The sequence below is a fragment of the Streptomyces sp. NPDC003036 genome (assembly GCF_040611175.1).
GTDB lineage: Bacteria > Actinomycetota > Actinomycetes > Streptomycetales > Streptomycetaceae > Streptomyces.
The window spans coordinates 148,709-171,889 of sequence record NZ_JBEXNO010000004.1 but is presented as its reverse complement, the minus strand read 5'-3'; the positions used below and the strand labels follow the sequence as shown (position 1 = coordinate 171,889).

Annotated in this window: 20 protein-coding genes; 8 read left to right on the top strand and 12 right to left on the bottom strand. The window is 71.6% G+C overall.

Annotation, left to right across the window (positions count from 1 at the left end; all coding sequences use genetic code 11):
- Positions 1–17 precede the first annotated feature (17 nt).
- Both ABZX67_RS04890 and ABZX67_RS04885 read left to right on the top strand, forming a co-directional pair.
- A complete protein-coding gene (locus tag ABZX67_RS04890; RefSeq protein WP_355354578.1) occupies positions 18–752 on the top strand; it encodes a class I SAM-dependent methyltransferase in 735 nt (244 codons plus the stop codon).
- Positions 749–1,825 carry a prenyltransferase gene (locus ABZX67_RS04885; protein ID WP_355354575.1) on the top strand — a complete coding sequence of 359 codons (1,077 nt, stop codon included), beginning with the start codon at positions 749–751 and terminating at the stop codon, positions 1,823–1,825. The genes ABZX67_RS04890 and ABZX67_RS04885 overlap by 4 nt, the downstream gene beginning before the upstream one ends.
- 75 nt (positions 1,826–1,900) lie before the next feature.
- Here the strand turns inward: ABZX67_RS04885 and ABZX67_RS04880 are convergent, their stop codons facing one another.
- From ABZX67_RS04880 to ABZX67_RS04855, 6 genes are all read right to left on the bottom strand, one after another.
- Entirely contained in the window at positions 1,901–2,374 is a 474-nt protein-coding gene (locus tag ABZX67_RS04880) for a hypothetical protein (RefSeq protein ID WP_355354572.1), read from the bottom strand.
- Between the two features lie 55 nt (positions 2,375–2,429).
- On the bottom strand, positions 2,430–3,434 hold the full coding sequence (locus tag ABZX67_RS04875) for a hypothetical protein (RefSeq protein WP_355354569.1): 1,005 nt from the start codon (positions 3,432–3,434) through the stop codon (positions 2,430–2,432).
- Positions 3,435–3,443: 9 nt separating this feature from the next.
- On the bottom strand, positions 3,444–8,147 hold the full coding sequence (locus ABZX67_RS04870; protein ID WP_355354566.1) for an RHS repeat-associated core domain-containing protein: 4,704 nt from the start codon (positions 8,145–8,147) through the stop codon (positions 3,444–3,446).
- 155 nt (positions 8,148–8,302) lie between these two features.
- Positions 8,303–8,596 (bottom strand): hypothetical protein, encoded by a 294-nt coding sequence (locus ABZX67_RS04865; protein ID WP_355354563.1) that lies wholly within the window; start codon positions 8,594–8,596, stop codon positions 8,303–8,305.
- A 95-nt stretch (positions 8,597–8,691) separates the two neighbouring features.
- Positions 8,692–9,567, bottom strand: a complete 876-nt coding sequence (locus ABZX67_RS04860) for a hypothetical protein (protein WP_355354560.1) — start codon at positions 9,565–9,567, stop codon at positions 8,692–8,694.
- A gap of 100 nt (positions 9,568–9,667) precedes the next feature.
- Positions 9,668–10,552 (bottom strand): N-acetylmuramoyl-L-alanine amidase, encoded by an 885-nt coding sequence (locus tag ABZX67_RS04855; RefSeq protein ID WP_355354557.1) that lies wholly within the window; start codon positions 10,550–10,552, stop codon positions 9,668–9,670.
- 505 nt (positions 10,553–11,057) lie between these two features.
- Here ABZX67_RS04855 and ABZX67_RS04850 point away from each other — a divergent pair.
- The gene (locus ABZX67_RS04850; RefSeq protein WP_355354554.1) at positions 11,058–11,591 is read left to right on the top strand and encodes a hypothetical protein; all 534 of its coding nucleotides are present in this window, start codon (positions 11,058–11,060) and stop codon (positions 11,589–11,591) included.
- A 23-nt stretch (positions 11,592–11,614) separates the two neighbouring features.
- On the opposite strand, the gene ABZX67_RS04845 is transcribed toward ABZX67_RS04850, so the two are convergent.
- From ABZX67_RS04845 to ABZX67_RS04835, 3 genes are all read right to left on the bottom strand, one after another.
- A complete protein-coding gene (locus tag ABZX67_RS04845; protein ID WP_355354551.1) occupies positions 11,615–12,841 on the bottom strand; it encodes an erythromycin esterase family protein in 1,227 nt (408 codons plus the stop codon).
- A gap of 77 nt (positions 12,842–12,918) precedes the next feature.
- On the bottom strand, positions 12,919–13,875 hold the full coding sequence (locus ABZX67_RS04840; protein WP_355354548.1) for an LLM class flavin-dependent oxidoreductase: 957 nt from the start codon (positions 13,873–13,875) through the stop codon (positions 12,919–12,921).
- 892 nt (positions 13,876–14,767) lie between these two features.
- Positions 14,768–15,355, bottom strand: a complete 588-nt coding sequence (locus ABZX67_RS04835; RefSeq protein ID WP_355354729.1) for a class I SAM-dependent methyltransferase — start codon at positions 15,353–15,355, stop codon at positions 14,768–14,770.
- Between the two features lie 299 nt (positions 15,356–15,654).
- Here ABZX67_RS04835 and lanL point away from each other — a divergent pair, with 299 nt between their 5' ends.
- Positions 15,655–18,360, top strand: coding sequence for a class IV lanthionine synthetase LanL (gene lanL, locus ABZX67_RS04830; RefSeq protein WP_355354545.1), 2,706 nt, complete (start codon positions 15,655–15,657; stop codon positions 18,358–18,360).
- 14 nt (positions 18,361–18,374) lie between these two features.
- Positions 18,375–18,527: a VenA family class IV lanthipeptide gene (locus tag ABZX67_RS04825; RefSeq protein WP_355354542.1), complete on the top strand. Its 153-nt coding sequence runs from the start codon at positions 18,375–18,377 to the stop codon at positions 18,525–18,527.
- A 60-nt stretch (positions 18,528–18,587) separates the two neighbouring features.
- Here the strand turns inward: ABZX67_RS04825 and ABZX67_RS04820 are convergent, their stop codons facing one another.
- Entirely contained in the window at positions 18,588–19,028 is a 441-nt protein-coding gene (locus ABZX67_RS04820) for an ATP-binding protein (protein WP_355354539.1), read from the bottom strand.
- 84 nt (positions 19,029–19,112) lie between these two features.
- On the opposite strand from ABZX67_RS04820, the gene ABZX67_RS04815 reads away from it, so the two are divergent.
- From ABZX67_RS04815 to ABZX67_RS04805, 3 genes are all read left to right on the top strand, one after another.
- The gene (locus ABZX67_RS04815) at positions 19,113–19,961 is read left to right on the top strand and encodes a helix-turn-helix transcriptional regulator (RefSeq protein WP_355354536.1); all 849 of its coding nucleotides are present in this window, start codon (positions 19,113–19,115) and stop codon (positions 19,959–19,961) included.
- Entirely contained in the window at positions 19,921–20,124 is a 204-nt protein-coding gene (locus ABZX67_RS04810; protein WP_355354533.1) for a DUF397 domain-containing protein, read from the top strand. The genes ABZX67_RS04815 and ABZX67_RS04810 overlap by 41 nt, the downstream gene beginning before the upstream one ends.
- Before the next feature lie 66 nt (positions 20,125–20,190).
- A complete protein-coding gene (locus tag ABZX67_RS04805; RefSeq protein ID WP_355354530.1) occupies positions 20,191–21,627 on the top strand; it encodes a DHA2 family efflux MFS transporter permease subunit in 1,437 nt (478 codons plus the stop codon).
- 122 nt (positions 21,628–21,749) lie between these two features.
- Here ABZX67_RS04805 and ABZX67_RS04800 read toward each other — a convergent pair whose 3' ends face one another.
- Together ABZX67_RS04800 and ABZX67_RS04795 are read right to left on the bottom strand one after the other, a co-directional pair.
- Positions 21,750–21,896: a hypothetical protein gene (locus tag ABZX67_RS04800; protein ID WP_355354741.1), complete on the bottom strand. Its 147-nt coding sequence runs from the start codon at positions 21,894–21,896 to the stop codon at positions 21,750–21,752.
- A 60-nt stretch (positions 21,897–21,956) separates the two neighbouring features.
- Positions 21,957–23,141 carry a hypothetical protein gene (locus ABZX67_RS04795; RefSeq protein ID WP_355354527.1) on the bottom strand — a complete coding sequence of 395 codons (1,185 nt, stop codon included), beginning with the start codon at positions 23,139–23,141 and terminating at the stop codon, positions 21,957–21,959.
- Positions 23,142–23,181: the final 40 nt, after the last annotated feature.

Sequence of the window (23,181 nt, the reverse complement as noted above, 5' to 3'; positions counted from 1 at the left end):
GAAAGCAGGCCGTCCCCGTGCTGACCGTCGACTTCACCCGCTTCCCGCTCGCCCCCGGCGACCGCGTGCTCGACCTGGGCTGCGGGGCGGGGCGGCATGCGTTCGAGTGCTACCGGCGCGGGGCGCGGGTCGTGGCCCTCGACCAGAACGGCGACGAGATCCGCGAGGTCGCCAAGTGGTTCGCGGCGATGAAAGAGGCCGGCGAGGCGCCCGCCGGGGCCACCGCCACCGCCATGGAGGGCGACGCCCTCAACCTGCCCTTCCCCGACGAGTCCTTCGACGTCGTCATCATCTCCGAGGTGATGGAGCACATCCCCGACGACAAGGGCGTGCTCGCCGAGATGGTCCGCGTGCTCAAGCCCGGCGGCCGCATCGCCGTCACCGTCCCCCGCTACGGCCCCGAGAAGGTCTGCTGGGCGCTCTCGGACGAGTACCACGAGGTCGAGGGCGGCCACATCCGCATCTACAAGGCCGACGAGCTGCTCGCCAAGATCCGCGAGGCCGGGCTCAGGCCGTACGGCACCCACCACGCGCACGCGCTGCACTCGCCGTACTGGTGGCTGAAGTGCGCGTTCGGCGTCGACAACGACAAGGCGCTGCCCGTCCGCGCGTACCACAAGCTGCTGGTCTGGGACATCATGAAGAAGCCGCTGGCCACCCGCCTCGCCGAGCAGGCGCTCAACCCCATCCTCGGCAAGAGCTTCGTGGCGTACGCGACCAAGCCCCACCTCCCGGCGGCGGACGCCAAGTGACCTCACCGGAAAGGGTCGCCGAACACCTCGTCCTGCCCGGCGTCCTCACCGCCGAGCAGGCCGCCGAGACCGTCGCCGGGATCCTCGCCGCCCAGCGCGAGGACGGCGCCATCCCGTGGTTCCGCGGCCACCACCTCGACCCCTGGGACCACACCGAGGCGGCCATGGCCCTGGACGCGGCCGGCGAACACGCCGCCGCCGCCCAGGCCTACGCGTGGCTCGCCCGGCACCAGAACGACGACGGTTCCTGGTACGCCGCGTACCACGACGGCGACCACACCCAGGTCACCGACGCGAGCCGCGAGTCCAACTTCGTCGCGTACATCGCCGTCGGCGTCTGGCACCACTACCTCGCCACCGGCGACGACACCTTCCTCGACCGCATGTGGCCGACCGTCTACGCGGCGGTCGAGTTCGTGCTGCGCCTCCAGCAGCCCGGCGGCCAGATCGGCTGGAAGCGCGAGGCGGACGGCACGCCCGTCACCGACGCGCTGCTGACCGGGTCCTCCTCCATCCACCAGGCGCTGCGCTGCGCCCTGGCCATCGCCGAGGAGCGCGAGGAGCCGCAGCCCGACTGGGAGCTCGCGGCGGGCGCGCTGGGCCACGCCATCCGCAGCCACCCGGAGCGGTTCCTCGACAAGAGCCGCTACTCCATGGACTGGTACTACCCCGTGCTCGGCGGCGCCGTCACGGGCCCGGCCGCCAAGGAGCGCATCGAGAACGGCTGGGACGCCTTCGTGGTCCCCGGCCTCGGTGTGCGCTGCGTCGTGCCGAACCCCTGGGTCACGGGCGGCGAGAGCTGCGAACTGGCCCTCGCCCTCTGGGCGATCGGCGAGTCCGACCGGGCCCTGGAGATCCTCCAGTCCATCGGCCACCTGCGGGCCGAGGGCGGCATGTACTGGACGGGGTACGTCTTCGAGGGCGAGCGCGCGGTCTGGCCGGAGGAACTCACCACCTGGACGGCGGGCTCCCTGCTGCTCGCGGTGGCCGCCCTGGGCGGCGACGAGGCGACGACCGCCGTCTTCGGCGGCGAACGCCTGCCGCGCGGCCTGGAACCGGACTGCTGCGGGTAGGCCCCATCGCCACGGCCGGGCGGCCTTCGGTGCGGCGGCTACGGAAGGGCGGCGCTCGGCCGGTCCCGTACGGGATCATCGGGCGCGAGTGCCGTCCGCAACCAGGACGTAGTCGTAATAGAGGGGGTCGCCCTCCTCGTCGGTGGGGTATTCGTAGCTGCTTTCGTTGGCGAAGATGATGTCGAGGTCGGGCACGGCGTCGAAGCCGAGGTCGTTCTCCTCCACCGGGTGTCCCCGGTCCACGAGGCGCTGCTGCAACTCCTCATGCGGTGTGCGGAAAACGTCGATGGCCTCCAGCGTGACGCGCACGTCAGCGTCCTCGTCGCGGAACCGCCATAGTTCTACGTGACTCCGGAGCCCTTTGGTGAATCCGAGCACGAGATCGAACCCGGATTCCTCGTGCGTGAAGACGATCTGTCCCGGCTCGGCCTTCCCCTCCCCGCGGGGCGTGAGATGGCCGACATCCTGTGCCGCCTGCCGCGCCTCTCCGACTGGCATACCGAGCCGGAACGGCCCCGCTCCGACGTGCGGCAGAAGTTCGATGTCCATCCGTGTCGCCCCCTTCATGACGTATCTGACGACAGCCGTGACGCTCGCGAGGAGTTCAGGCGCCGGTACGCCAGCGCCGGACGGTATCGCCCTCCACCGTCAGCCACGTGCCATCGCCCAGCGCCAGCGGGTCGAAGCAGTCCGTGCCGGGGTAATTCAGTTCGGCGACCGGCTGCAGGGTGCGGCCGTCCAGCACCAGGTGCCTGTTCTCGTCGGAATCCTGTTCCTCGGCGACGGCCACCAGGACGCGGTCCTTGTCGAGGAAACCGGGACGGTAACCGACGAAGATCAGATCCTCGGGAAGAACGTCCTCGGCATCGACGCTGACGTCGGCCTGGCCCGCTTCGTACCGACTGAGCCATGCCCCGCCCACGTCGAGCTTGAGAACGGCCCCGTTCATGCCGACTCCGGCGAACAGTTCGTCGTCCAGGCCCAGCGGCTGCGCGCGCAGATCGTCCTGTGTGGAGGTGACCACAAGAGAGAAGAACGTGTCCCCCTGCGCCGCGTTCAGGAGGAGGTGTCCCGGATCGGTGAGGGACTGCTGGAAGACGTAGCCCGCCGAGGCCGACGGCAGCACGGTCTCCCTCAGCCGCCGGCCGTCGGACAGGTCCAGGGCCACACACAGATCACCGCCGTAGGGCTCTCCGGCCTCCATGGGACCGGCCACGGTGGCGATGAGCCGGTGCCCTGACGCATCAGCGGTGCAGGCGGCGGAGGCGGTGCGCTGATCCGCCCAGGGCCGGTGCTCGTACGTCCAGCGCACCCGTCCGCTCGCCTCGTACACCGTGATGGCGTCGCTGCCGCTCACCGCGAGACCGCCGTCCGGCAGCGGGGAGGCGAAACCACGGCCCCGCCCCGGGCGGGGAACCGGCCAGCGGCGCCGCTCGACGAAGACGCGGGCCGGGTCCTCGTCGACACGTCCCACGACGATCTCGTCATCGGCTTCTGCCACGAGCCAGATCGCGCCGTCGCGCACCAGCCAGGCGTCATGGGCGTAGAGGTCGATTCCGGGGAATTCCTCTTCGGCGACGAGTTCGGCGGCAAGGGGTGTGTAGTCCATGCGTCTTGTTTACAACGGCGAGTGCCGTGCGGGCCAATAGAACTGTTTCTGCTGCGTCCCCTGAGTGCCCGGGTACACCTTGCCGAACATGGCTCCGGCGCTGCCCCGGATGACGGGTGAGCAGAACTTGTCACAAACGACGTTCGAGGCCGCGCCGTGCGTGGGAAGCCAGGTGGGCACCTCCTTCCCCTTGTTCATACGGGAGAGGAAGGCAAGGATGTTCTGCTCGGCGTGACCGCCGTTGTCGCCCTTGGGAACCTTCATGTACTCGGTGTTGGGCAGTGGAGTGAGGCCCAGGGACTGAGCGAGCTTCACCTGCTCCTTGGTGAGCTTCGATTTGCTCGTTCCCGCGACGAACGTCACCGGTCCTTCCGGCGTCAGGGCGTGGATGACGGCGACGGTCTGCTTCTCCCGGGAGATTCCCTGCTTGACGTTGTTGATCTGGGTGGCCAGGTCCTGGAGCTGCTGCATGCACGGCGCCAGCCCCATGGGATCGGAGATGGTCGCCGGGTTGGTCACGTACCCGACGGGGTTGGGTGCCGGGGCCAGACCCAGCGGGTCGGGGGTGACGTAGCGGCCTGGCTCGGGGTCGTAGTGGCGGAAGTGGTTGTAGTGGAGTCCGGTCTCCGGGTCGGCGTACTGGCCGGGGAAACGCAGCGGTGTGTAGGCGGTCGCGTCGCGGTTCCAGGTGGTGGCGCCCCACTGGGTGGCGCGGCTGTGCCAGGCGATGTCGCCGGTCTCGTCGACGAGCTCGGTGGGAGTGCCGATCAGGTCGGTGACGATGGCGAAGAAGCGTGCGTCGATGTCCCGCTGGTCGTCGCCCGCGCCGTCACCGCCTGTGCCGCCGTCACCGCCTGTGCCGCCGTCGCCCTGGCCGGGCGGCGGCACCGTGGGCGTGCGCTTCTCGGCCTGCGCCAACGGCCGGTACCCGTCGTACTCCCACGTCAGCGTGATGCCCGTGTGCTGGTCCGTCTGTTCGGCGAGCTGCCCGCCGTCCCAGCTGAAGACGGTCTCCTCGACGACCTGTCCGTCGGGTCCGTGCCTGCGCTTGGCGGTGCGCCGGGCGAAGGCGTCGTACGCGTACGTCCACAGCACACCGTCGGGTGTGGTGCACGAGACCAGCCTGTCCTCGGCGTCCCACTCGTAGCGCCATACGTCGGGCTTGCGGGACAGCCGCTTCTTACGGCGCTCGACGACGCGACCGGCCGCGTCGTAGGTGTACGTCAAGCCACCGGCGGAGTGCAGGCGTGTCCCGCCGTAGGCGCGTGCGCCACGGGACTCGCGGTGCGGCGACGCGTCCGGCCACGCCGCCTCGGTCTGGTTCCCCTCGCTGTCGTAGAGGTACCGCTCGCTCCAGCCACGTGCCTCCACGCCGAGCGGTCGCCCGTCCGGGTCCAGCCTGAACTGCCGGGTCCGGCCCGTCAGACGGTCGGTGACGGCCTGGAGGTGGTGGTCGGCCCGGTAGGTGTACGCCCTGGAGCGCAGCGTCCGGCTCTGGGCGACGAGCGACTGCTCGCTGATCCTGCCGAGCGCATCGCGGGTCGTGGTGAGCGTGACGGGGCGGTCCGGCAGTCCGAAGACGCGGGCCACCTCCTGCCCCCGCGCGTCATGGCCGAACGTCAGCGCATGGCCGGCGAGGTCCAGGCGGGTGCGGTTGCCGGCCGCGTCGTACACCTCGGAGGTCGTCACTCCGCTCGGGGTGACACGCCCGGTGCAGCGCCCGACGGCGTCGTACGTGTAGCGGGTGGTGCGGCCGTCGACGGTCTCGGCGACGAGGCGGCCCAGGACGTCCCATTCCCTCGTCATGGTGGACTGCGGCGAACGGGCGCCGGTGAGCCGCCCCGCGCGGTCGTAGGTGAAGGTGGTGGCGGCTCCGTCCACCTCCTTCGCCACCAGTCGGCCCATGGCGTCCATGTGGTGCGTGACGGTCTGCCCCAGCGGGTTGGTACGGCTCAGGAGCCGGCGGGCGTCGTCGTGCGTGTAGGTGAGGACCCTGCCGTCGAAGTCCGTTTCGCGTACGACCCGGCCGGCCCTGTCGTATTCGTACCGCCAGGTGAGGCCGGCGGAGTTGCGCACCTCCGTCAGGCGCCGCTCGGTGTCATAGCCGAACTCGTAGCGGGCGCCCCCCGGGTCGGTGCGGGCGGCCACCAGGTCGAAGTGCGTGTAGGCGAAGCGGGTCTCCCCGCCGTTGGCGTCCGTCTCCGTCAGACAGTTGCCTTCCCCGTCGTACGTCCACGTCTGCTCGGTTCCGTCCGGGTCGACGCGCCGCAGCAGCCGTCCCTCGACACTCCACTCGAACGTGGTGACGGCGCCCAGGGGATCGGTCATGGTGAGGGGCCGCCCGAAGGCGTCCCGGGTGAAGGTGTGGGTATGGCCCAGGGCGTCGGTGCACGCCATGGGCAGTCCCGCCGGATTGGGTTCGAACGTCTCGGTGGCGCCGGTGGCGTCCGTGATCGCCACGATGCCGCCGCGGGCGTTGTGCTCGTAGCGGGTCGTGGTGCCGTCCGGAGCGATGAGTGCGGTGTTGTTGCCCGCGGCGTCGTACTCGCGCCTCCACACTGCGCCGTCGTAGTCGATGACGACGGTGGGCATGCCGAACTCGTCGTACTCGGCGGTGGAGACGGTGCCGTCCGCCTCCTGTACGGCGATCAGGTTGCCCCGGTCGTCCCAGGTCCACGTGGTGGTCCCGCCCTCGGCGTCCGTACGGCTGAGGAGGCGGTCGTACCGGTCCCAGGTCTGCGTGACCGTGCGGCCCAGGGGGTCGGTCTCCGCGACGACCTGGAGCAGCGCGTTGAGGCGGAAGACGGTGGTGGCCCCGGTGGAGTCGGTGAAGTGGGTGAGGCGCGCCTCGGTGTCGTACGCGAACGTCGAGGAGAGGAAGCCGTCGGGGCCGATCGTGCGGACGACCCGGCCCGCGGTGTCGTAGACGTACTGGTAGGTGGAGTCGTTGCGATCGGTCCAGGAGGTGATGCGGCCCTCGCTGTCGTAGGTGAACCGCAGGGGCAGCCCGGAGGAGTTCGTGACGGCGTCCAGGTTCCCGTCGGCGTCGTAGCCGAAGGAGACGATCTGCACGGGGCCACCAGACGTCTGCAGGGCGAGCCCCGTCACGCGGCCCAGCTCGGGGTCCGACGACACAAGAACGCGGTAACCACCCTCGTGGACCACCGTGGAGGGCAGGCCGTCCTCCATACGCCCGATGTGGAAGGCGTTGCCGTTGCGGTCCTCCACCTCCGACAGCCAGTACAGGCCCCCGCCGGAGTACGGGCTGCCGGTGAAGTGGCGCGTCCGGCCCGGCGCGGGGTCACTGACGGCATAGGTGACGCGGCCCAGCTCGTTCCGCTCGACGAAGACGAGCGGAACGCGGTCGCCCTCGAGGGGCAGTACCTCCGCGCCGTCGTCGCCCGGCAACCCCGGATAGACGAGTACCGAGCCGTCCTCACGTGCCCAGGCGACGCCGGTGCCGGTCAGTTCCAGACGCTCGTCCAGCGTCGATGCCCAGCTGGCCCCGAAGCAGTGGCCGTGGCGATAACCCGAGATGTGCGTCCGCCGCAGTACCAGTGGCAGCACCGCCGCGAGTTCCAGGTCCGTCTGCGGCAGCACCATCTCGCCGCTCGCGACGTCGACGGGGTCGGTCGCGCAGCGGCGCGCGGCCAGAGAGATGCCTTTCTCACGGGGGCTGTCCTGCGCCTTGCGCATCGATTCGGGCCCCCGGTTGCGGCGTGCCGGCCCAGACTTCCCCCGCTGTCCGTCCAGCCCGCCGTCGTCCTTGCCGGTCGGTGACTTGACGCGCTTGGCGGCGTCGTGGACGCCCTGATCGGTGTCCCGGTGGGTCTTGGAGCCGCCCCTGATGGCGTCGGGCAGCTTCTTGCCGATGTGGTCACCGAGGTCGTCGAGGGCCTTGCCCAGCTTCTCGGTCACGCCCTCGATCGTGGTGTCCAGGACGGCGGTGAGGGAGTCCTTGCCCTTGGCGCGGCCATGGTGGGACTTGGCCTTGCCGAGCTTGCCGCGCGTCTTGCCCTGCATGGCGATCTGTACGTCGGTGAGGTTGCCCCCGGCCCTGCCGTGGGCGTCGTGGTCGATCACCGGGCCGCCGCCCGGGCCGCCGGCGGAGTTGATCTGGAGGCCGTCCTTGCCGGCCTGGACGGTCTGGCCGGTGTTGTAGCCGTCCTGGACGCCGGTGACGTTCAGCGCGGTCTGGATCGCCAGGTCCGCGACGACGTTCTCGATCGCGGCGACCGCGGGCTGGGTGAGCACCGCGACGATCTCGGCGACGGCCGCCTCGGCCATCTCCTTGAGGATCTTCTTGAACGCGATGCGCGTGGCGGCGATCTTCGCACCGGCGAGCAGCGTGGACAGACCGGCGGTGACCGGGGCGAAGGCGAGGGTGATGCCCACCGTGGCGCACAGGTCGGCGAGTTCGCCGACCGCGGCTATCTTGCGGGCGACGATGATGTCGGCCACCCGGTCCAGGGCGTCCGCGACGAGCCGGGCGGCCTTCGCCAGGTCCTGGTGCTTGCCCTGCACCTTGGACCAGTGCTTGTCGAGCGCGGTCAGCGACTCGCTCTGCCCGGAGGAGAGCAGCCGCTGGATGTGCTGGTGCGCCGCGTGACCGTCGTCGTCGGCGTCCTCGGCGAACTCCCGCAGGGCGGTCGCCATGTCGCGGTAGGCGTCCTCGTCGACGTTCGGCCAGCCCACGCCAACGATGTCGAGCATCGTGTCGACGCCTTCGGGAATGGTGTAACCCACAGCGCAAAGCCCCCGTTTCACGCACTGTCATGCCGCCGCCGATCGTTTCAGCATGCCATGTGACGTGCAAGGGACTCGAACCGGTTCCCTAAAGCGAAGAGGTCGATGGAGTCGTACGGGTGCTAGTACCGGCGCAGCCGGCCCGCCAGCAGGTGCCCGGCGAAGACGTACACGAGCGCCGCGAGGCCGTAGCCCGCGACGACGCGCAGCCAGGCCGCGTCGAAGGTGAACAGGTCATGGGACCAGCCGGCGAGCCAGCGGGCCGCGCCCTGGACGAACTGCACCAGGTCGTTGGCCCGGTTGGCCTCCAGCAGGTACATCAGGATCCACAGGCCGATGATGGCGGCCAGGACGTCCGCGAGGACCGCGATGGCGGTCGCCGCCTGCGTGCTTCCGTTCCGATGACGGGGAGACATGCGGTACGGGTTGCCGCTCGGCCCCGCCCCAAACGCGGCGGCAGCACAACGGCCCCCCGCCGCGAGGGCGAGGGGCCGTACGGGAGTCGAGGCGATCAGCCGCGCTGGATGCCCGTCGTGTCCTGGAGCACGCCGCGCCGGCCGTCCTGCGTCTGGGCCACCAGGCCCTGGCCACGCTGCTCCACCGCCAGGTACCAGGTGCCGGGCGCCAGTTCGGCGATCGGCGTGGGCGAGCCGTCCTCCGCGTACAGCGGGCGCGCGACCGGGACCGCGAACCAGAACGGGGAGAAGTTCGAGGGGGCCGCGGCCGCGGCCGCCGGCGCGGGAGCCGGAGTGTGCTGCTCGGCCTGCGGCTGCTGCGGCTGCTGGCCCTGCGCCGGCTGCGGCTGGCCCGGCTGCTGGGCGGCGGGGTAGCCGTAGCCGCCCTGCGGCTGCCCGGGCTGGCCACCGTACGGCGGCTGCTGCGCGCCCGGGTAGCCGTAACCGGCCTGCGGCTGGCCCGGCTGCCCGCCGTACGGCTGCGGGGGGCGCGGGGCGCCCAGGAGCGGGGCCTTGAGGGCGGGGACGAGCGGCGCGGCGACGGCGGCGGCGGCGAGCACGATGGCGGCCAGCAGGCCGAGGATCATGCCCGGGCCGGCGTCGGCCTCCATGTCGATGATGGTCCAGAAGGCCGTCCACAGCGCGAAGATGGCGAAGGCGACACCGAACTGGCCCAGGTCGAGGCCCGCGATCTTGCGGCCCGGCATGGCCCGTCCGACGACGATGAGGGCCGCACCGATGACACCGGAGAGGAACATGCTCATCAGAAGGCCCAGGGAGTCCCAGGCGTTGGGCGCGTCGTAATCCGGGCAGGCGGTGGAGCCGGCCGGGCAGTCGATGCCCGGGGTCAGGCCGAGGAACGAGGCGACGAACAGCACCACCGCTGCTCCGATCACCACGCCATCGCCTCGAGTGAGGGAGCGGATGTTCACGTGTAGAAGTCCTTCGTCGGTTGTGTCGTCGGGATGCGGGGGTGGCGCGAAGCACACGGGGGCGGCCCCATCGTACGGATGAATCTATCGTCCGCCCGGCCTAGTCCCGTAGGTAGGTGCTGATCCCGTCCGCGATCCCCCGGGCCGCTTTCTGCCGCCACGCGGCATCCGTCAGCAATGCGGCGTCCTTCGGGTCACGCATGTTGCCGCATTCGATGAACACTTTGGGCACGGTCGACAGATTCAGTCCACCGAGATCTTTCCGTACGTCCAAACCGTCGCCGCCGCCCACGTAGTTGGCGGGCGCGCTGCCGGTGGCCGCCGCGAAGCGCGCGGCGAGGCGCTCGCCGAGGGCGCGGGAGGGGCCGACGATCCGTGCCGTGTCCGCCGTACCGCTCTTGACCAGGGCGGGAAGGATGACGTGGAAGCCGCGGTCGCCGACGGCGGCCCCGTCCGCGTGGACGGAGACGACGGCGTCGGCCTTCGCGTCGTTGCCGATCCGGGCGCGTTCGTCGATGCAGGGGCCGAAGGGCCGGTCGGCGTCGTGGGTGAAGCGCACCGTGGCGCCCTGCTCCTGGAGGAGGGTGCGGAGACGGTGTGAAACATCCAGGGTGAATGCGGCTTCGGTGTAACCGGAGTTCGTGGAGGTGCCGGTGGTGTCGCATTCCTTGCGGTTCGTACCGATGTTCACCTGCTCGGCGATCTCCCGGGTGTGGGAGAAGTTCCCGGGGTTGTGCCCGGGGTCGATCACGACGACCTTCCCCGCGAGGGGAGCGGCCGTCGTCGCGGACGCGGTCGCGGAGGCCGTCGCCGTCGGCCCGAGCGCCTTTGGTACGGGCTCGGCCGCGCGGCTCGTCGTCTGCCACGCCAGCCACCCCGCCGACGCGGCCCCGGCGACCGCGACGGCGGTCACAGCGAGGAGCGCGGCCTTGCGGCGGTGGGCGCGTGGGGTGGAGCTGCCGGTCGAACTGTGGTCGTCGTGCACGCACCGATGCTAGGGCGTGTCTGATAATTGATCTTGTAGTGGGTCGTGGCGAGTTGACGGATGCGGCGTGGGAGCGGATAGCGCCTGTGCTGCCGGGCGTTGGCGGGCAGGTAGAACCCGGGCACGAAGAGCGCCGGGGCACTTTCCTCGCTGGGTGAACGGTTGGCGGCGGAGCGGACAGCTCCTCTGAATATCTTCGAGTCGGCCATCCTGCATTCCCTGGCGAAGCCACCGTGCTCGCCAGGGAAACCCTCCCGACGGGCCGGGGCGTCGCCGGGTTCGCCCTGGAGAAGGCCTCCTGCCGGCGAAGCGCATCGCGGAAGTCCTCCCCCGGAACGCCTGCCCAGCGCCAATCGACGCCCGGGCGGATGAGCCGCGCACGAAGGACCGTCCGCCCTGTCGGGGTTCGCGCCTCTGGCCGAAAGGGCCACCGGTCCCGGGAGCCTGGTGGAGACTCGTAAGAAGAGGATCACCTGGGTGATCAGGAGGGAAGGGGCGTCCGCCGATGGAACCGTTCGTGTACCGGCCCGTCGACGACCCACTCTTCGGCGCGGTCGGTATCGAACTCGACCACGAGGCCGGGACGCTGTTCGTCAACGGTGGCGGGCTGCGGCCGGTCGAGATCCGGCGTGCTCCGGGAACGGCTCTGGAAAGCCACGTGCCGATCGGTACGCGCGACCCCGAGCGGCTCACCCTGGTCATCAGCGGCGCCGAGGAGACCCTGCGCCCCGCCAAGGGGTTCCTGACCAGGCGGTCGTACCGGGTGGAAGTCGTCTCCGCGGCGCGAGGGTGCGGGTACCTGCTGGTGCCGGATTCCCTCGGCACCAGTCGGCTGCTGAGGGACGGCCGACTGCTCGGCGTCTTCACGTCGACCGGAGACGGGCGCGTGTCGGCAGAGTGGACGGCGGAGCGCGACTCCAGGCGCGCTCTGGAGCCCTACGACGCGTCCGTGGGGTACGCGCTCGCCGCCGGCTTCGGTACGGGCGCCGAGCCGATGTGGAAGCTCTCCTTGAACGCTGTGCTCGAACTGTGGCCCTGAGGCCGCCCTCGCTAGGGAGAGCCTCAGCTGTGCGTCCGTGGCAGCGGGTGGGAGCAGGTGGAGCGGGCGACGAAGGCGATGCCGTCGTAGTCCTTCGCCGGGACGAGCGGGGCTATGTGGAAGCGGTAGACGAACCGCGGCACGTTGGCGCCGAAACTGCGCTGTACCTGCGGCGTGTGCAGCCAGGGCGCGGCGTCGGCGCGCAGGTCCGCGTAGTAGTCGCCGCGTACGGCGCTGGCGAACGTGGCCTCCAGGGAGCGGAAGCCGGTGCCGATGCGGTGGCGTACCGGCGGGCCTTGGAGGTCGTCGCCGCGCCGGGCCAGGAAGGATCCCTTGCCGAAGAGCAAGGCCAGCGCGTAGTAGGCGTCGCCGTACCGCTCCCAGAGCCAGCTGCCGAGTGCGGGCACCTGTTCGCCGTACGTGCCCTTGGCGATGTGCCCGTTGTGCGCCCAGACCATGACGCGCGCCTCCGGGGCGTTGTCCACGAGCCGCGCCACGGCCTCGGCCATGTACCGGTCGCGGACGGCGAGCACACTGTCCTCACCGGCCAAGGGGGTGAAGGAGCGCGTCACCAGATCGGCGGCGCGGACGAGGATCTGCGCGTGTTCCAGGGCCTCGTCGACCTCGTCCTCCGGTCCCGACGCCTCGCGGTGGTCCGCCAGGAAGCCGGCGACCTCCTCGGCCCGCCGCAGTAGGGCCTGGTCGGGGTCGGGGCGCGAGCCGGGGCGGGCCTGGGCCAGCACCTCGAGCGCGCGGGCGTCCTCGGCCCGCTCGGGCGCTCTCCGGCGCAGGAAGGCGGTGACCGTCTCAACCGAGTCGGCGCAGCGCTGGGGGTCAGTGCCCGCGAAGCGGATCCGGCGCTCCTCGGGGAGGTCGCGGTTGTAGGCACGCAGCCACTCGACGAGATCCACCATTTCCCGCGTACGCCAGGTCCAAAAGCCCAGCCGGGCGACGAGCCGTTCGGGGTCTCCGATGCCGTGCCGCACATAGGCGTCGAGCGCGCGGCCGGCGGACTGGCTGGCCTCCATAGCGAGGGTGGTGAACCCCTCCTCGCGTACCAGGAACTCCACAATGCGGTGCTTGAGCCGGAAGAACTCGCATGTGCCGTGAGTGGATTCGCCCAGACCGACGATCCGCGTGCCGCGCAGGGCCTCGCCCAGGGGTTTCAGGTCCTCGGTGGGAGCGCCGGGTGTCAGAGTGTCCAGGGGGCGGGCGTGCTCGATCAGCCAGCGGGCGATGTCATCGGGCAACGCGGTGCCTCTCCTCCTTGCGTGCGACCGGGTGCCCGTCGGCACGCCCGTGCTGTCGCACCCGATCGTGGTCAGTTCTATAGCTCGCGGCAGGCCGCGAGGATCTCCTGGAGGTCTCGCACGGCGTCCGGTCGGCCATGCTCGGAATACACGCCCGCGACATTGACGACAACTTCGTCCACCCCCGCCCGACCGTATTCGGCCAGTCGTACGGCGATGTCCGCGGGCGTGCCGTACACAAAGACGCCCGAGTCGACCAGGGCGCGGGCACCGAGGTTGGGCCGGCTGTGGTGGACGCGCAGTCCGGCACGGCGCAGCATGTCGGCGTAGTGCGGCCCGGCGAGGTGGACGTGGGCCGCGACGAAGGCGAGCCGGTAGGCGTTGCGCCCTGGGCGGTCGACGGCGGCGTGCACGACGGTGACGGTACGGGGCACGCGGCGGCCCGCCTCGGCCGCACCCTTCGCCATGGCGGGCAGCAGTGTGTCGCGGACGTAGCCGGGCGGGGTCATCCAGCTGATCGCCGCGTCCGCCACCCGGCCCGCGGCCCGCGCGAGCGTCGGCCGGAGCACGCCGAGCCCGATCTCCACGCCCGGATGCGGCATGCCCGGCAGGCTGACGGCACCGTCCACCGCTCCCGCTCCCCCCTCCTCCGTGCCGATCAGGCGCCTGACCTCGGTCAGGTACTCCACGCAGGCGTCGCGCGGACTGTCGTACGGCTTCCCGTGCAGCCCAGCGACGAAGTCCGGTGTGGCCGGCCCGAGTCCGAGGACCGCGCAGTGCCCGGTGAGCACGGCCAGGGAACGGGCCTGGATCGCCGCATCCAGCGGGTGGCGAAGCGGCATCAGGGCAACGCTGGTCCCGACCGGGACGCGGTAGCCCATGCCGGCCAAGTAGGCGAAAACCTGCTGGGTGTCCGCGCTCAGCGACTGGCCCTGCCACAGGCGGTCCGCCCATCCGTCCCGGATGAGCGCGGCGAAGGGGACCACGGTCCGGGGGTCCGTCGGCATCAGGGGATACAGGACGGATACACGCATCACTCGACCTCTAGGGGGAAGCGGCTTCGGTCAGATAGCCCGAAGCCTGGAGACGGAAGAGACGGGCGTAGAGACCGTCGGCCCTCAGGAGCTCCTGGGGCCGCATCCTCCCCGGCCTGCGTGCGGACCTCCTGGTCGTCGAAGGGGATCCGCTGCGCGATCTGCAGGCGCTTCGGCGCGTCCGGCTGGTGATGGCGGACGGCCGGCTGCACGCGTGAGGACAGGCGTCCTGGCCGACCGTGCTTGACCGGGGACCGTCGTATGTGGTCATGCGACGGCCCTGCCCCCGGCGTACCGTTACCGCCGGTGACCTCGCCGCCCACGCTGTACATCTGCGCGGTGACGTGCCAGCCGCCCGTGTTGCCGGCGCTGTACTGGCTGAAGTCGGCGTGGCCTGCCTACGCCGGCGTACGGCTCCGGCGGCGGGCACCCGGGTGGTGGCGAGGGTCGTCTCAACCGGTGAGGTGTCGTCGGAGGGCGGGCGCCGTGCCGAGGACGAGCACTCCGAAGGCGGCGAGACGCTGCAGCCCCGGCTGTGAGGCGAAGTCGCTGTGCTGGAGGCCGTAGCACGCGTACCAGTTGGCGGGGATGTCGTCGCCATGATGACGCAGGCGAGGTCCACGCCTCGGCGCTTGCCGTTGATCAGGAGTGCGGCCGCGAGCGGGTTGAAGAGGGCGAGCGAGGACCAGTAGAGGTTGAGCCAGCCCGGTGCCCAGGCGTAAGGGCGCAAGCCGTGCTGCAGGAGGTCGACGCCGTGGGAGACGGCACCGACGAACAGCAGGCCGGCGGCGACGGCAAGGGTCAGCACCACCACCCACCAACCCGCGCCCGGCAATGCGCCCCCGCCACACGCTGACGTCCGCCGGGGCCTCCCCCCGGAAGCCCTGGAGTCTCAGATGCCCGGGCCCGTGCGCCGCAGGACGCGCAGCGAGTCCGTCACCGAGACCTCCGTGAACGCGCCCGATTCCAGCGCCCGCAGGTAGATCCGGTACGGCGCCTGCCCGCCGTCCGCCGGGTCCGGGAAGACGTCGTGGATGACCAGCAGCCCGCCGGGCGCCACGCGCGGCGCCCAGCCCTCGTAGTCGGCGGTCGCGTGCTCGTCGGTGTGGCCGCCGTCGATGAAGACCAGCCCCACCTCGCCCGCCCACACCTTCGCCACCTGCGGCGACCGCCCGACGACGGCGACCACGTACTCCTCCAGGCCCGCCTTGTGCAGCGTCCGGCGGAACGTCGGCAGCGTGTCCATCAGCCCGACCTCCGGGTCCACCACCGTCGGGTCGTGGTACTCCCACCCCGGCTGCTGCTCCTCGCTGCCCCGGTGGTGGTCGACCGTCACGACCACCGTGCCCGCCGCCCGTGCCGCGTCCGCCAGCAGGATCGTGGAGCGCCCGCAGTACGTGCCGACCTCCAGCAGCGGCAGCCCCAGCCCCGCCGCCTCGGCTGCCGCCGCGTACAGCGCCAGCCCTTCCCGTACGGGCATGAAGCCCTTGGCCGCCTCGAACGCGGCGAGCGTCTCCGGCTTGGGCGTAGCGGCCACGGCTTCCTCCTGGACTGGTGTGGACTGGTGTGCTGGGCGATGTGCCTACTGAGCGGTCACATCGTAGGCGCGGCCGCCCACCCCCCGGCCGGGCGCCTCCCCCTGCGCCGGAGTGTGCTCCCGGGCGGGAGAGCGGCGGTGCGCGCTTACCGGATGGAGTGATTCCGACCGGGTGGCGTTGGTGTGCCTATGTCATCGGGCACGCCCCCTACCAGCGGTTCTCACCGTTGGGAGGGACACGTATGACGAGTCACACCATGGAAACCGCCACGACGGCCGCGACGGACGCCGAACCGGAAACCGAGCTGGAAGCCCTCCTCCACCGAGCGCTGCGCGCCACGGGCACAGCCGAGCGCTGGACCGCCTCCACGGACGAGACATGGTGCCACGTCGCCCCCGGATCCGGGACGCGCCGCGAACAGGGCTGGAAGCTGCACCTGTCGGCCACGGCCGCCTCCGCGCCGATGGTCCTCGAAAAGGCCCTGGACGTCCTGCTGCGCGAGGAGTCGGCGTTCAAGTTCGCCCGCTCGCGCGACCAGGTGGGCGCTCTCAACTCCCGTGCCACGCCCCGGGGAAGCGCGGGCAAGTTCCTCACCGTCTACCCGCGCTCCGACGCCGACGCCGTCCGGCTCGCCGAAGAGCTGCACCGGGCCACGGCGGGGCTGCCCGGCCCCCGGATCCTGTCCGACCGGCCCTACGCCCCGCACAGCCTGGTGCACTACCGCTACGGCGCCTTCGTCGGCAGACGGCGGCTCTCGGAGGACGGCCTGCTGGTCTGGGTCATCGAGGACCCCGACGGCAACCCCGTGGAGGACGAGCGCACCGGCCGGTACGCCCCGCCCCCTTGGGTGGTCTGCCCGTTCCCCGCCACGGTGCCCGTCCCGCCGCGCGGCGAGGACGAGGCGCCGAGCGGCCCGGTGGTGCTCGGCGGCCGCTTCGCCGTACGGGAGGCGATCCGGCACACCAACAAGGGCGGCGTCTACCGGGGTACCGACGTCCGAACCGGCGCGCCCGTGGTGATCAAGGAGGCCCGGCCGCACGTCGAGGCCGACACCTCCGGCCGCGACGTCCGCGACTGGCTGCGCGCCGAGGCCCGGGCACTGGAGCGGCTCAAGGGCCTGGGGCTGGCACCGGAACCGCTGGCACTCTTCGAGCACGGCGGGCACCTGTTCCTGGCCGAGGAGCAGGTGCCGGGGGTCAGCCTGCGTACCTGGGCCGCCGAACACTTCCGCGACGTCGGCGCGGAGCGCTACCACGCCGACGCGCGGGCCCTGGTCGCGCGCCTGGTGGAGCTCGTCGCGGCGGCCCACGCCCACGGCTGTGTCCTGCGGGACCTCTCGCCCGGCAATGTCATGGTCCGCCCGGACGGTGAACTGCGCCTGATCGACCTGGAACTCGCCGTACCGAGGGGTGACGACCCCCTGCCGACCCGCGTGGGAACCCCTGGCTTCAGCGCCCCCGAGCGCCTGGCCGACGCACCCGTCTCCCCGACAGCCGACCTCTACAGTCTCGGTGCCACCGCCCTCTTCGCCCTGGCCGGGAAGGTGCCGCAACTGCTGGACGACGAGCCCGCCGCCCGGCCCGCCGAACAGCGGCTCGCCACCTGGCTGGCCGCCTGCGCCGGACCGCTGCGCCTGCCGGACACGCTGGCCGAGGCGATCCTCGGCCTGATGCGGGACGACCCCGCCGAACGCTGGGACCTGCCCCGGGCCCGCGCGGCCCTCAGCAAGCCGAGCCCGGCGCCCGCGGTGGGTGACGCCGCATCCCGCCCGGCGTCGGGGGACGACCACACTGATGATGCGGTGGCCGGGCTCGTCGCCCACCTCATCGACTCCATGACCCCGGCGGACGACGGACGGCTGTGGCCCGTGTCCACCAGGGCCGGAGAGAGCGACCCCTGCGTCGTGCAGCAGGGCGCGGCCGGCGTCCTGGCCGTACTGACGCGGTACTTCGAGCTCACCGGCGACCCCCGCCTGCCCGAGGTGCTCTCCACGGCGGGCCACTGGATCGCCCGCCGCACCGACACCAACTCCCCACGCCCCGGCCTGCACTTCGGGGGTCGCGGAACCGCCTGGGCCCTGTACGACGCCGGACGCGCCCTCGACGACCGCCGACTCACCGACCGCGCGGTGGCCCTGGCCCTGGCGCCGCAGCGGACCACGCCCAGCCACGACATCACCCACGGCACGGCGGGCAGCGGCCTCGCCGCCCTCCACCTCTGGCACCGCACCGGCGATGCGCGCTTCGCCGAACTGGCCGTCGACGCCGCCGACCGACTGACCGCCGCCGTAAGCCGCGAGAAACCCGGAGTGAGCTGGGCGGTCCCCGCCGAGGCCGTCTCCCGGGCGGCCGGCAAGCGCTACCTCGGCTTCGCCCACGGCACGGCCGGCATCGGCTGCTTCCTCCTTGCCGCCGCGGTCGTCTCGCACAGCCCCGCGCACCTGGAGCTCGCCGTGGAGGCGGGCGAGGACCTGCTGGCCCACGCCGTACGCGTCGGCGCGGCGACCCGCTGGCCCGCGCAGTACGGGGACCAGCCCACGGCCCCGTACTGGTGCCACGGCGCCTCGGGCATCGGCACCTTCCTCGTCCGGCTGTGGCGGGCCACCGGCGACGACCGGTACGGCGAGCCCGCCCGCCGCGCCACGCACGCGGTGGCGGAACAGGCCTCCCGTGCCCCGCTCACCCAGTGCCACGGACTGGCGGGCAACGGCGACTTCCTCCTCGACATGGCCGACGCCACGGGCGACCCCGCCTACCGCGCCATGGCCGAGGACCTGGCCCGCCTCATCCTCGCCGAACGGGCCCACCGAGACGGCCACGTGGTCTTCCCCAACGAGTACGGGGACGTCTCCACCAGCTGGAGCGACGGGAGCGCCGGAATCCTGGCCTTCCTCATCCGGCTCCGCCACCCCTCGCCCCGGCACTGGATGGTCCAGCCGCCGGTCTGAGAAAGGAGAAACCCATGGATAACCAGGACCTCGAACTGCTGGCCCGGCTCCACGCCCTTCCCGAGACGGAGCCCGTCGGCATCGGCGGAGACCCGTTCGCCGCGACGTGCGAGTGCATGGACCTGCTGACCATCATGCAGTCCATCTGCGTGGGCGTCACCTGCTAGGCGGACGGCGCTACCACCCGTCCGGCGGCTGCCCCCGACAGCCGCCGGACGGAGCGACGGTCACATCGAGGACGCGGCCCCGCGCGGCGGCTTGGCGTCGCACTCGAACCACACCGTTTTCCCGGCGGCCAACGGCACCGCGCCCCAGCGATCCGTCACCGCCTCCACCAGGAGCAGCCCCCGCCCGCCCTCATCCAGCGCGTCCCCGCCGCCCACCGCGAGCGGCGGGCGCTCAGACCCGTCCGAGACCTCCACCCGCAGCCCGTCGGGCTGCCGCAGGAACAGCACCGTGCAGCGCCTCCCCGGCACATGCCGTACGACGTTGGCGACGAGCTCCGTCATGGCCAGCTCGGCGGCGTCGGTCAGTTCGGCCAGCCCCCACCGGATGAGGTAGGTGCGCAGGATGCGCCGCATGTGACCGGCGGAGTGCTCACCCACGGTGAAGCCCATGCGATAGCCCGCCTCAATGCCCCCTGGTGAGGGGTGGATTGCGTGATTCATGTCACCAGAGTGCGGCGGCATGGTTACGCTCGGCTACAGAACGAATTGAACGCCGCAAGGCGTGAACTTGGGGGTGGCCGCCGCATGGTCAACATCCGCGACCTCGATCCCAGCGCCTCACCGCTGGACTACTACGGCTCCGAACTCCGCCGCCTGAGAGAGGCGGCCGGGCTCAAGCAGGGAGAGCTCGGCGCCATCATCTTCTGTACGGGCTCGCTCATCGGCCAGATCGAAACGGCGAGGAAGGTCCCGACCCGGGAGTTCTCCGAGCGCGTGGACGCCGCGCTGGGCACGGGTGGGACGTTCTCGCGGCTGGTGGGGTTGGTGTTGCGAAGCCAACTGCCGCATTGGTTTCAGCCGTACGCGGAGATGGAGGCGAAGGCGGCGTACATCTCGACGTACCAGGCGCAGGTCGTCTACGGCCTGCTCCAGACGGAGGAGTACGCGCGGGCTTTGCTGGCTGTCGACTACGCGGATCGGCTCGACGAAATGGTGGCGGCGCGAATGGAGCGCCAGCGCATACTGGCGCGGGAGACTCCGCCCGCGCTGTGGGTGGTGCTGGACGAGGCTTTGTTGCACAGGGAAGTCGGCAGCCGCAAGGTCATGCGGGACCAACTCGCCCAGTTGTTGACCTTTGTGGACCGTCAGTGGATCCACGTTCAAGTGCTGCCATTCTCGGCTGGCCAGCACAGCGGGATGGTCGGTTCCTTCACCCTTCTGCGCTTCGAGGACGACCCGGACATTTTCTACGCCGAGGGCTACGACTCCGCCCACATGACGGCCAATCCGCAAGTAATCAGGGAGCGTTCCGTCGGATACGCTCGCTTGCAAGCCACAGCCCTCTCCCCAGAGGAGTCGGCGGCGCTGATCGCTCGCGTAATGGAGGAACGTTATGGGCATCAACCAGGACCTGACGGGCGCAGAGTGGCGTAAGTCGTCCTACAGCAGCACGAACGGTGGCGAGTGCGTCGAGATCGCCGCCCAGCCCTGCCGCGTGGCCGTCCGGGACTCCAAGAACCCCGAAGGCCCGGCCTTCACCGTCGCGCCTGCGGCCTTCACCGCGTTCGTCGCGGCGGCGGCCGAAGGGGACTTCTGACGTAGGGCGGGTCGTACGTCGAAGGCCCGATGTACGACCCGCACCGCAGCTGCGACCATGACACGCATGGTCCAGCCGCGTTCCGACACCCAGATACCCGAGTCCGCCACCACCACCGCACCGCCCCCTGCCCGCACCTGGCCGGTCCTACTGGCCGCCTGCGCCGGGCAGTTCCTCGTCGTGCTCGACGTATCCGTCGTGAACGTGGCGCTGCCGTCCATGCGGACGGACCTGGGCCTGTCGGCGCTGGGCCTCCAGTGGGTGCTCAACGCGTACACCATCGCCTTCGCCGGGTTCATGCTGCTCGGCGGGCGGGCGGCGGACCTCTTCGGGCACAAGCGGGTGTTCCTGATCGGGCTCGGGCTGTTCACGGCCGCGTCCGTGGCGGGCGGGCTCGCGGTGGAGGGATGGCAGCTGCTCGCCGCCCGCGCGGTGCAGGGCCTCGGGGCGGCGGTGCTGGCGCCCGCGACGCTGACCATCGTCACCGGGGCCGTACCGGCCGGGGCCGCGCGGACGCGGGCGATAGGTACCTGGTCGGCGGTGGGCGCGGCCGGCGGAGCCGCCGGGGGACTGGTCGGCGGCGTGCTGACGGACCTGCTGTCGTGGCGCTGGGTGCTGCTCATCAACGTCCCCGTCGGGGCCCTGGTGCTGGTCGGCGCCGCGCTGTGGGTGCGCGAGAGCCAGGGCGGCGGCGCGCGGCGCCTCGACCTGCCGGGCGCGGTGCTCGTCACGGGCGGCCTGGCGGCGGTCGCGTACGGCATCGTGCAGACGGAGGAGGCCGGCTGGGGCGCCGCCGAGACACTGGTGCCGCTGCTGGGCGGAGTCGCGCTGCTGGCGGCGTTCGTGGCGGTGGAGGCGCGTACGGCGGCGCCGCTCATGCCGCTGAAGCTCTTCCGCTCGCGGGCGGTGTCGGCGGCCAACGTGTCGATGATCGTGAACGGTTCCGCGTCGTTCGCCATGTGGTTCTTCATGACGATGTACGCGCAGAACGTGCTCGGCTACACCCCGCTGGAGGCGGGCCTCGCTCTCGTACCGAGCTCCCTCAGCGTCTTCGCCGGTGCCAAGCTGGCGCCGCGCCTGATGGCGGTGACCGGCGCGCGGAACCTCGCGGTGCTCGGCACGCTCATCGCGGCCACCGGCTTCGGCTGGCAGTCGCTGATGGACGCGCACAGCGCGTACCTGACGATGATCATGGGCCCGGGCATCCTGATGATGCTCGGCATCGGCCTGGTGATCACCCCGCTGGCCTCGCTGGCCACCTCGGGCGCGGCGAGTGGCGACGCCGGGCTGGTCTCGGGCCTGGTCAACACGTCCCGCACGATGGGCGGGGCGCTGGGCCTGGCTGTGTTGTCGACCGCCGCCGCGGCCCGCACCTCGGGTGGCACCAGCCCGGAGGCCCTGACCGCCGGTTACGCGCTCGCCTTCCGCGCGGGCGCCGCGATCCTGCTGGCGGGAGCGGTGTTGATGGTGCTGTGGCTGCCGCGCCGTACGACGGACCAGTGAGGGCCTGAGGGGCTGAGGGGTCTAGGGGTCGGCCGGCTTCTTGCCTGAGAGCCCGGTACATGAGAAGGAGGGCCGCCCCAGGGGGTTTCCCCGGGGCGGCCCTCCTCGCGTGCGACGGGTCGTCAGGCCGCGGTGCCCTGGTTCGGGACCTTGCGGTGACGGCCGTGCGGCTGGGAGGACAGGTCCTCGGTCGTAGCCGCGCCCCCTCGGTGCTTTCCGGAGCCGCCGGCGTCCCCCTGCGGTCGCGTCGCGTGGGTCGTGTCGGTCATGGCCTCAGACATGTGGGAAGTTCACCCCGTAGTGATCGCTGACATATGCGGCCCGTGAGTCTAGCCGCGGGCCGTCGGGCCGGTCAGAGGTGTCCGCTTCAGCAGCGTCGCCCCTTGCAGCGCCACTCCTCGCGGCGGTGTCTGGTGCAACGGTGCCTGTTGCAGTGGAACCGGCTTGCACACACCAGGAGTCGCCTCGCGCCCCGGTGGTTCCCCCTCCGCGCACTCCGGTTGTGGCGGTTGTGTGAGCGCCTCCGGATCCGGTGCGATCCGCGCCAGCCCGCACCGTACGGACCCGGCGACGTACGGCAGGTGCAGCACGCCGTCCCGCGTCCACAGGCCCGTGCCCGTCAACCAGCCGGCCGGCGCCGGGAGCTGGAGCAGCCGCCGTCCGGACGGCCGCCACACGCCCACCCAGCTGCCGGCCGCCGCGTCGATGCGCAGCGCCACCGAGCAGGTCTCCGGCGTCAGCATCTGCCCCGGCTGGACGGCGAACGGCGTCACGGCGGCGTCGGCCAGGCGCAGGCACTCCGGGAAGCGGACCGGCAGCGTGGAGCCGAGGACGCCCCAGCCCAGGCGGGCGTGCCCCGGTGACGGCGCGTCGGAACGGATCAGCAGCAGCCCGCTGTCCGCGTCCGCCAGCAGCAGCCGGTCCTCGCTCCCCTCCGTGATCTGGAGCAGCGGGGTCACCTCCCCGCCCCGCTCCAGGTCGACCGCGACCGCTTTGACCGGCCCGCCGTCGAGCTGCCGGTCCAGGGCCAGGAGCCGCCCCGTACGGTCCAGCCAGACCCCGCCCGTGCAGCGGCCCTTGACCTCCGCGACGTGCTCCGGGCCGAAGGCGCCGCCCGCCACCAGCCAGACGCTGGAGGAGTACTCGCCCACCGTCAGGGCGTACGCGTGCGTCCCGCCCGGTGGCGGCGGGAGCAGCCGCAGGGACGGTGATTCCACCGCGCCGAGCGGCAGTTGCCCGGTGCCCGGTCCGGTCGGGTACAGCAGGGAAAAGATGTGCCGTTCGCCCGTGCGGCGACCGATCAGCACCCGTCCGTCCGCGAGCGGCAGCAACTGCGCGTGCGGGTCCTCCGGCTGGGCGAGCGGCAGCGGCACCGCGTACGGCTCCGGGCCGTCCAGGGTCCACCGCTCCGGGTACAGCGCCTCGCCGTCACCCGCCAGCCGCGCCGCGTAGGTACCGTCCGCCGCGATCGTGAATCCCGTACGCCCGGTGGTATCGATGGCACAGACAGTCATCGACTCGTCACCTCCGGCGACTGAAAGTAGTTTTCGTACG